We start from the raw sequence: 8,670 nt of genomic DNA, 5'->3' as shown, positions 1-8,670 counted from the left end.
TAGGCGTTGATGACGTGTTGTTGTTGGGCCAGGCGGTCGCGCAGGGCGGTGATGAGTGCGCGTTGGCCCGCGGCGGTGCGCGTGGAGGGTGCCAGTGCCGCGGTGTCGGAGGCGGCGCCGTTGACCACCGCGCCCGAGGATTGGCGGCCCGAGCGGTCGGCCTCGGTTGAGTCGCGCAGCTTGCGGCTCAGGGTGGAGTCGGTGTCGGCGGCCGCGTCCAGAGCAGGGCCGGCGTCGGTGGCGAACTGGGTGTAGCCGGCCGGCAAGGCACCCGACAGGCCGCTGATGCGTTGGGCGCCGGTGCGCACCAGACTGCCGGCGGACGCCAAACCCGCCCCAGGGTCGCGGGCCGCGGAGCCGCCGGAGGATGGGGGCTCACCGAAGAGCGCATGCCCGCGGCCCAGCACCTCCCCGACCTGCTCCACCAGTGCACCCAGCGACACCCATCCAGTATCACCGCCCCCACACCCTGCACCATGCACAAAATTGCGNGCCCGCGGCCCAGCACCTCCCCGACCTGCTCCACCAGTGCACCCAGCGACACCCATCCAGTATCACCGCCCCCACACCCTGCACCATGCACAAAATTGCGACGCGGCCGCGCGCAGGCGCGTGCGAATTGTATGCCCTCCTGATAGGTAATTCCGACACAAAGTTGTGCACGGCGAACATGCTGTGCAGCAATACGATTCATCACATGACTGCGCTGCCCCAAGCACTCGTGCGCGCCGTGGCCGCGGGACTGGCGCTATCGTCGCTTGTCACCGGCTGCACGTTCGGGCGCACCGCGGCGTTCACCCATACCGACATGTCGGACGCGTCGGCACCGTATCAGCTCATCCAGGAACCTGACGCCGGGTACCGGCCGATCAACAACCTCATCGGCTCGGCGACCCGCTCGGTGCGGATGACCATGTACGCGCTGACCGACCCCGACGCCGTTGCCGCCCTGATCGACGCCCACCAACGGGCCGTCGACGTCAAAGTCATCCTCGACGCGGCGTTTCATGGCCAGGCCACCAACACCCGCGCCTATGAACAGCTGCGCGCCGCCAGGGTCGACGTCAAATGGGCGCCCAACGACGTGATCTACCACCAGAAAACGATCCTCATCGACGACCGCGCCGCAGCCGTCGGCACCGGAAATCTCACCCACCGCTACTACGCCACCAGCCGCGACGCCTACGTGATCACCACCAACCCCGACGACGTGGCGGCCATCGCCGCCACCTTCGATACCGACTTCACCGCACTACCGGCCGGACGGCCACCGGCCGCCACCCCCACACCGCGGCTGGTGTGGTCCCCCGACGCGCGCGCAGTATTCCTCCAGCGCATCGACGCTGCTGCCCGCGCGCTGGAGATTACCAGCGAAGAACTCACGGACCACGCCGTCGTGGTCGCCATCGACAAAGCCGCCCGCCGCGGCGTCGCCTGCCGCATCGTGCTGACCGACAGGCCGGCCTCTGCCCGCGCGATCGACGAAGTGTCGGCCGCCGGATGTTCGGTGCACCTGCTGCCCGCAGACCCCTCGGCGCTCTACATGCACGAAAAGATCGTGCTCGTCGACGGCACGTTCCTGATCATCGGCAGCCAGAACCTCACCACCACCAGTCTCATCGAAAACCGGGAGCTGTCTTTACAACTCGACACCGCCAGCGCCCCCGACGTCATCGCCGCCGTCGCGGCCACCTTCGACAAGGACTACCGGCAGGCACTGCCGACGCAACGCTCAACCCGCTAGGAGCACCATCATGACCACCGCGGACCTCATCACCGGAATCGACGTCGACCACACTCAGTACCCCAGGCGCGGCCAGATCATCACCCGGCTGTCCTGGCGCGGCTGGCAGGTCGACCTCGACGGGCTCAGCGTCCGCGTGCCCCAGCAGGACAGCGCCGACAACAGCATCGACGACCTGGCCACCCTGCTACACACCGCCTACCAGATGCTCGATATCCCGGTCGTGCGGCGGCCCAGCGCCCTAACCATCCTGCAGACCAGGCTGCCCGCGCCCTTGGCCGCCGAGACCGCCCACGTCCTGCAGGTCGCCCAGCACCTTGCCGATAAGCGTTGGCACCGAAGCTCATTCGACGTGTACGCCTGCACCAAGCAGGCATGGCGCGATGCTGGCATGCCCGTCCCCTATGCCGCGCTGGTGACCACCTTGCGCGCTGCATTGCCACAGCCAGGCTCGAGTCTGGCCGATCACAACCACACGGCCACCGCGGCGGCCATCCACACGCTCTACGACCAGGCGATCGGGCTGTGCGCCGGTCGACCTGCCGCCCACACCTCCCGCATCGCTTAGGCGCCCTGGTGAATCTTGGTCAACCCACCGCCGTGTGCCTGCCCGAGCTGACGTGAGAAACCGCTAGCGACGACTCGGCACCGAGGTCAGCATCAGCGGCGAACGTCGGGCAATTCCGGTTGATCAGCGCCACCATCACCAGCGCCAACCGGCTCGTGCTGGACGTCATCGGCGGGCCGGCCAGCTACGAGTGCTGGCGCAGCTTCTACGCTGAGCGGGTCAAGACAGTGCACCGCATCACTCGGACGCGTTCCGCGGCTACCCGCTGAGCTCCTCGATCAGCTTCTCGATCCGACGCCGGTCCTCCTCACTGACCGGCTGCTCGGTCTCGACCGCCACTACCACCTCCGAGGCAACATCCAGGGCTCCTGCTGCCTCCGCCACGCTCAATGCGGCCGCGTTACGGACGGTGTAGAGCCGCTGCCCCAGCGTGGCGCTCGGGGCTGCTGCGGCGCGGGCCATCAGGCCGTCGTAGCGGTGCCGGACCTCCCGCAGTAGCTTGATCATTTCCGCCGAGCCCTGACTGCCGCGAACGGCGCGAGCAGTGATCCCCTCCAGCGTTCGGAGGTCGGCCAGGACCACACGTGCCCGCTGTGGAAACGCCGGATCGTCGGTGGCCGGCAGCTGCTCCACCGAAGCCAGCACCTGATCCGCGGCGACCTTTACTGCACCGCTTAGCAGCGACGCTGTCTCGTCACGGAACTGACCGTTAGCGGCGCTTCTTGGCGCTTCTCTTTCGTTGCGGAGCTTGGCCAGCGTTCCCGGAGGCCATTTCACCACCGCTTCCAGCTTGGCGCGCGTCTTTTCTCGTGGCCAGGCTCTGCCTTTCTCGAAGTTGATCAATCGCGGGGCGCCGATGATCTTCAATCTTGCCAATTCCCGCTGGGAGATGCCTAATTCTTCACGACGCGCAGCAAAAGCTGCACCGGCGCGCGCCACGCCGACATCCTCTGCATCGTCGTGCATCGGGCCAGTGTATCGGCATCCCTATCGGCTGTTCGAGCAACCGTGGACCAGCGCGTCTGATGCGCCCAACGGCTTCGGCGCTTACGGAACACGCCTGCTGACTTCAGTTCCGCTTCTCTTTAGAGGGTTGCAGTGCTTCTCTTAGGACGCTACCCTTTGCTCATTGTAGGACCGACGCTCAGTGGGAGGAGCGACTGTGACCGTGATGCTCGACCGACCATCAACCCAGACATTTTCGCCGTGCGTGGCCGACCCCGACCGCTGGGCGACCGGCGGCGACGACCCCCAGCTCAAGACGCTGTGCCGAGGCTGCCCGCGGCGGTTCCTGTGCGCCAAGGAGGCCCTCGACACTCCCGGCATCGAAGGAATGGTCGCCGCCGTGTACGTCCCCAAAGAGGGCCGCGGCCGCAGTTTCGCCCTGCGCCAGCTGCAATCCCTGGCCGCCTACGCCGGCCTGGCCGACCAGCCCGAATTCCCGCAGTAGTACCACCACCGTCAGCAACCCCGCACAGCAGCACTGGTGGACCAGGCTCTTATCCGGGCAGCCGCACCAAGTCATCGGGGAATCCTCCCCTCTCTCCTGTGGTGGTTCCTCATTTCTCCCTAATCGGTTCTGCCACATCGATTTTCATCGGTCCATCAAGATCTGATGACCCGTCCCCGCCACCGCCGCCCATGGCAGCTCCGGTCAACTATCCTCTCCGGCAGCTACTTTGAGGATGTCCGTTTATCAGCGGATGCGGCGCGGGTCCAGCCTGGCTAGCCACCAACGCTGGCCCCACAGCGGCGAGCCGCCGCGCAGCCGACTTCCGCCACGGATTTACCAGTCTGAGTTGTGGAGCTCTTCCTCAATGGCGGCCAGAGCTGCGGTGACGATATCCCACAGCGGGCTGTTGGTGCGAACATAGTAAACGCGGCGAGAGTCCTCCGGACGTTCGGTCTCGAGCATTCCCAGCTGAACCAACCGTCCCAACTCGTCGACGATGTTGCTCGTTGAGGCATGCTCGATATCGCGCGGCTCTGATTGGAAGAACCGGCCCTTGGGATGCCGGAGAACCCACGCGGCAACCGCTAATCGGCACTTACGGCCGAACAGCAGCTCGCTTACGCGTGTCGGATCCACACATCCCATTATCGACTACCTAGTATCTAGAATCTAGGTATTAGGTAGTGGATCCTCGAGAGTGGGGCGAGATGGACGCGGTCGGCACAAGATCTCCAAGCCAGTCTCGCAGCGGCTCGGAAACACGCAAGCGCGAGAAGAAGATCGACGTACGTTGCGATGACATCGAAGATGCCATCATCAAGCGAGCCGCCGCGGCTGAAGGCCTCAAACCGGCTGCCTACCTGCGCTTATCGGCTCTGGAGCGGGCTCAGGCAACGCTGGCCAGCTGACCAGCAGGCAGCGCCCGCGTTAACTCGGGCGCGGTCTGACCGCGTGTCGATGCGGTCCGACCGCGCATCGGCGTGCCACTATCGCAGCCATGACCGAGCCACCCGAACCGGATAGCCATTACGGTGTGCCCGCCCCGGATCGGCGTATCAATAGCGTTTTCAGAAAACCAGCGACGGTGATGCCGACGGGCACAGCAGGCCCGGGCCGGCCGTGGCTCGGCCAGCGAGCCATCGTGACCGCCACTCTCCCTGTGACTGTCCGCAGGGTTGCCGAGCACCGCGCCGCCGAACACCATCTCAACCTCTCGCCGTTTCTAGCCGATCTGATCTGCTACCACTACGGCCGCGCCGACCTGATGCGAAACCTGCAGCAGTCGCAACTGTTTGAGTCCGGTACTGCTGTTTCGGACCTCACCTCTGATGTCATCGGCAAACACGTGACGATCCGACTTCCGCTTCCCGTCGCCCACACGGTCGAGTGCGACGTGGGCGACCGCGATGTCGAGCGCTCCACTCTGGTTGCCGACATTGTCTGTCTGCGGCTGGGGTTCCCTGGCCTGGTCCGCTCACTGGACAAGGAGGTATTGCCGCTAGCGATTTAACGGCCCGCCAGTAGGCCCGCATCGCCCTGCCTGGCGAAAATGCCGACTCCGGACAATTTCATACCGCGGATCGCATCCCAGAGATGACAAAAACCCCCGGGAAACCCGAGGGCTTTGTCTCAAGCCGAGCGCCAACTCGGCTTTGGTGGTGCTCTCCGCACCCGATCCCCGAAGGGAACTGCTTTGCACGGCAGATCTCACGGTAGCACGTATGCCGGTTCTGTGACCCGGCATACGCCCATCGTGTTGACCACCAATCCATCCGAGATGTCGACCATGGGCGACATCTCGGCGCGCCCGCTGCTCCGCGATACACCCGCTACAACGAAGCCCGCCGCACCCGGTGTGTATACACATCGCCGCAGGTGCTCGTGAACACCCCCACGCCGGCTGCGCCGGCGCCGGCAGCGGTGTGGAAAGCGCTCGCGCGCCGGCTGTCCCAGCCCGGCCGGGAGCGTATGAAGGTGTTCGATCCCGACACCAAGGAGTACCGCAAGACGCGGCGCATCACCGACAAGCTGCCCACCCTGATGGCTGCGGTGTACCTCTATACCCACCGCCGGACCACACTGCTGGCCCTCGACTTCGACAGCAAAGCCCACGGCCGGGAGCAGGTCGACGCCGACTTCACCCGCGCGCTGAGCTGGCTGACCACATGCGGGGCCCGCGTCGTCACCGACCGGTCCACCAACGGCGGCCGCCACATCCTGGTGCCGCTGGCCATCGGCACCACTGCCAGCTTCGATGAAATCCAGTCGCTGATGCGCCAGCTCAAAGCCCGACTGCCCAGCCTGGATCCCAAACCCATGCAGAACCCGAAAGAAGGCTGCATCAGCGTGCCGGGCACCCCGTGCGCCGGCGGCGGCTACCGCATGCTCGACGGCACGCTCCTCGACGCTGTCAACGCGCTCACCGAGCGCAGCGCCTCCGGCCTGCTCCCCGAGCTGTATGCCCTGATGGGCACCCTGCCCAGCCCCGCCAGGGCGCCCTCTGCGACCGCGTCAGGCCCCACAACCACCGGGGCCGGCGCGCACGAACGTCTAGCCGAGCACGCCCGCTGGAGCAAACCCATCCCGACCGACGTGACCGCCTTCGCCACCGCCGGCGATCCGATGCTCGCCCGGACCGCCAACCGGTGGGAAAGCCCCTCAGAAGCCCGCATGTCGGTCGTACTCAACGCCGTCCTGCGCGGCTACGCCCTCGCCGACATCCGCGCCCACAGCCAGCCGGGACGCCCCTGGAACGGCCTAGGCGCCTCCTACCACACCAAACACGGCCCCCGCGCCGACGCCCAACTTGCCCGCGACGTCCGCAAAGCACTGGACTACGCGGCAACAATCGCCCACGAAACGAATCGCGCCGCACACAGGAAGAGAAACTCACAGTCGGGGCAGCCCGCTGGCGGGCCGATCGGTCGCTGGCTGGCCCACGCGCTGGCGTGGGCTGATCGCGAGTTCGCCGGTAGCCCCCTGCGGTGGACGGTTCGGGATGTGTACCAAGCTCTGGCTATCAAAGCAGCGGTGGCAGGTGAGATCCGGTCAGGTACCCCGATCGTTGGTGTGGGAGGCCGCGGACTATCGCTGTCAGCCGGGTTGATGACAGCCACCACGACATTTGAGGTGCTTCGAAGAACGCGGGATATGGTAGGTGCTCCGATCCTGTTGGTGCGCCCAGGAATCGGCCGCGACGCCGACCACTACGCGTTGACGACCGAACACCCCGAGAAGATCACGCCGGTGCCGCTGGAGCGCGTCAGCGTCACTGATGTGCACCCGGCCTGGAGCATCATCGGCCGCCATCACCGTCTGGTCTACGAGCTGATTGTGAACGCCGGAATGACTCGGCCAGCCGATATCTATGCCGCGGCACGGGTGAGTTCGCGTACCGGGCAGCTGTCGATCGCCGCGCTGAGGACTGCCGGGCTCATCAACCGAGCCGGTGCCACGGTGGGTCCGGGCTCGACGACCCTTGATGATATTGCTCTCGGGCACCATCTTGACGAAGCCCAAGCCGACCGGATCGCCCGATATCGCCGAGAGCGCGCCGCCTGGCACGCGTGGCTGGCGCTGCAAGACGAATTGAAGGGAATCACCCCGGCGACTGGCGAACGCGTCGAGTCCAGTCCACAGGGGCCTGTTTTTGTCGATGAGGATGACTACCTGGCGGCGGTAACGGCGCACGGTCCCCCCGTCGCCGACGAGGAATACGCCGCCATCGAGCTCCTCGCCGACGTGATGGGGGCACGCATACTCGCCACCAGGAACCGCTAGCGCCGACGCACAAGGCAGGCAAGTTCGGCTAGGTTTTGGTCTCAGGCCTGACGGCACACCGGGTCAGCCGAGGGTTAGCGGACGGCGGCGATCTGCTGGCGCCGATGCGACTTGGCTGCCTCGAGTGTTTTGGTCACCACCGAGTGATGGACACCGCTACGTTCAGCGATGGCAGCTTTGCGGCTCTCCCCCTGCGCGGCGACGGCCAAAATGGTTGCGACCGTTTCCACGGGCTTGCGCACCGCACCCGAGGCAACGATGTCCTCCGCCAGCGTCAACGTATCGGGCCCAAGAACAGACGCGTCGGGGACCACATCGTCTGCCGATTCCTGTACAGGAACGCGATCAACCGCGGTGGCTACACTCGGCGGCGGCTCTGGTGCCGGCGACGGTGAGGGCCGAAGCGACTGCGGATCGAGGGCAGATATCGCGGCCGGCGGCACCTGTTGCGCCCCTACAGCGGCCGCGCCCGAATCAGCATGAACGGGCTCGACACCCATCTTCATGCGGGCCGCTATCGGCGCTGTCAAAACCAGTCCCCGCGTCGCGCCGAACACCGACAAGTCGATGACAAACGGTGCGACCCACGCCATCTGACCCGGCAGACCCATCGCGATGCTGAAACCGAAAATACCGAACGCCGACCACCCGAACGCGCCGACTGTGACTCCCCACACGACCGCAGTCAGAAGCCGGTCACGGTCATCGCGACCCAGCATCCTCGACAACGTTGGCAAACCGTGAATCGCCAACATGAGAAGCGCTGGCGGGGCTACTGCCCAGCCGATCGCCATGAACCGGGCAGCACCCACCCCGACCTCAAGCCAGGCGTGCCCCACGTTGCCGGCCACCGACAAGAAGGTCGCAATGCTGAGCCAAAACCAGAGAAACCGGCGATCGGCGCGCATCGTGGACCACGCCGCTTTCGCCTCAGCAGCAGCCCGATGACCGCTCATCGAAGTGGCCGTCATCATCGAATCCCTCTGTGTCTCTGTGTCGCGTCAATACAGTCGAGCAAGGATCCAGTCACACCACATCCGAGCACACCGTCATCGGATCGTTCCTCCCAACAACGCAGTGATCCCTTGTCGCTCAAGCCTATGGCCACCGTGGGGGTGATTCCTG

Annotated in this window: 10 protein-coding genes and 1 pseudogene; 7 read left to right on the top strand and 4 right to left on the bottom strand. The window is 65.8% G+C overall.

The genetic code is table 11. From position 1 onward, the window contains the following. Positions 1-443, bottom strand: a pseudogene (locus MCHLDSM_RS01620) (hypothetical protein); the annotation flags it as partial. A 254-nt stretch (positions 444-697) separates the two neighbouring features. Here MCHLDSM_RS01620 and MCHLDSM_RS01615 point away from each other — a divergent pair. The 3 genes from MCHLDSM_RS01615 (at position 698) to MCHLDSM_RS40640 (ending at position 2,581) form a co-directional block, all read left to right on the top strand. Continuing rightward, positions 698-1,744: a phospholipase D-like domain-containing protein gene (locus tag MCHLDSM_RS01615; protein ID WP_053082817.1), complete on the top strand. Its 1,047-nt coding sequence runs from the start codon at positions 698-700 to the stop codon at positions 1,742-1,744. Between the two features lie 10 nt (positions 1,745-1,754). Further along, positions 1,755-2,312, top strand: a complete 558-nt coding sequence (locus MCHLDSM_RS01610; RefSeq protein WP_048468575.1) for a hypothetical protein — start codon at positions 1,755-1,757, stop codon at positions 2,310-2,312. A 119-nt stretch (positions 2,313-2,431) separates the two neighbouring features. Then, complete coding sequence (locus MCHLDSM_RS40640) at positions 2,432-2,581, top strand: DUF7246 family protein (RefSeq protein WP_456320045.1); 150 nt, start codon at positions 2,432-2,434, stop codon at positions 2,579-2,581. On the opposite strand, the gene MCHLDSM_RS01605 is transcribed toward MCHLDSM_RS40640, so the two are convergent. After that, positions 2,571-3,278, bottom strand: coding sequence for a helix-turn-helix domain-containing protein (locus MCHLDSM_RS01605; RefSeq protein WP_048468574.1), 708 nt, complete (start codon positions 3,276-3,278; stop codon positions 2,571-2,573). The two genes, MCHLDSM_RS40640 and MCHLDSM_RS01605, sit on opposite strands and share 11 nt — an antisense overlap. 196 nt (positions 3,279-3,474) lie before the next feature. On the opposite strand from MCHLDSM_RS01605, the gene MCHLDSM_RS01600 reads away from it, so the two are divergent. After that, a complete protein-coding gene (locus MCHLDSM_RS01600; RefSeq protein WP_082168648.1) occupies positions 3,475-3,762 on the top strand; it encodes a transcription factor WhiB in 288 nt (95 codons plus the stop codon). A 336-nt stretch (positions 3,763-4,098) separates the two neighbouring features. Here the strand turns inward: MCHLDSM_RS01600 and MCHLDSM_RS01595 are convergent, their stop codons facing one another. Continuing rightward, on the bottom strand, positions 4,099-4,401 hold the full coding sequence (locus MCHLDSM_RS01595; RefSeq protein ID WP_109788718.1) for a hypothetical protein: 303 nt from the start codon (positions 4,399-4,401) through the stop codon (positions 4,099-4,101). 71 nt (positions 4,402-4,472) lie between these two features. Between MCHLDSM_RS01595 and MCHLDSM_RS37610 the strand changes: the two genes are divergently transcribed. The 3 genes from MCHLDSM_RS37610 (at position 4,473) to MCHLDSM_RS37995 (ending at position 7,545) form a co-directional block, all read left to right on the top strand. Further along, positions 4,473-4,673: a plasmid mobilization protein gene (locus MCHLDSM_RS37610; protein ID WP_131722574.1), complete on the top strand. Its 201-nt coding sequence runs from the start codon at positions 4,473-4,475 to the stop codon at positions 4,671-4,673. Between the two features lie 89 nt (positions 4,674-4,762). Beyond that, complete coding sequence (locus tag MCHLDSM_RS01590; RefSeq protein ID WP_234713817.1) at positions 4,763-5,275, top strand: hypothetical protein; 513 nt, start codon at positions 4,763-4,765, stop codon at positions 5,273-5,275. A 464-nt stretch (positions 5,276-5,739) separates the two neighbouring features. Beyond that, complete coding sequence (locus tag MCHLDSM_RS37995; RefSeq protein ID WP_156455045.1) at positions 5,740-7,545, top strand: hypothetical protein; 1,806 nt, start codon at positions 5,740-5,742, stop codon at positions 7,543-7,545. A gap of 74 nt (positions 7,546-7,619) precedes the next feature. Here MCHLDSM_RS37995 and MCHLDSM_RS01580 read toward each other — a convergent pair whose 3' ends face one another. Continuing rightward, positions 7,620-8,516, bottom strand: a complete 897-nt coding sequence (locus MCHLDSM_RS01580) for a hypothetical protein (RefSeq protein ID WP_048468591.1) — start codon at positions 8,514-8,516, stop codon at positions 7,620-7,622. Positions 8,517-8,670: the final 154 nt, after the last annotated feature.

The sequence above is a fragment of the Mycolicibacterium chlorophenolicum genome (assembly GCF_001044235.1).
Taxonomy (GTDB): domain Bacteria; phylum Actinomycetota; class Actinomycetes; order Mycobacteriales; family Mycobacteriaceae; genus Mycobacterium; species Mycobacterium chlorophenolicum.
This window is presented reverse-complemented; position numbering and strand designations above follow the sequence as displayed.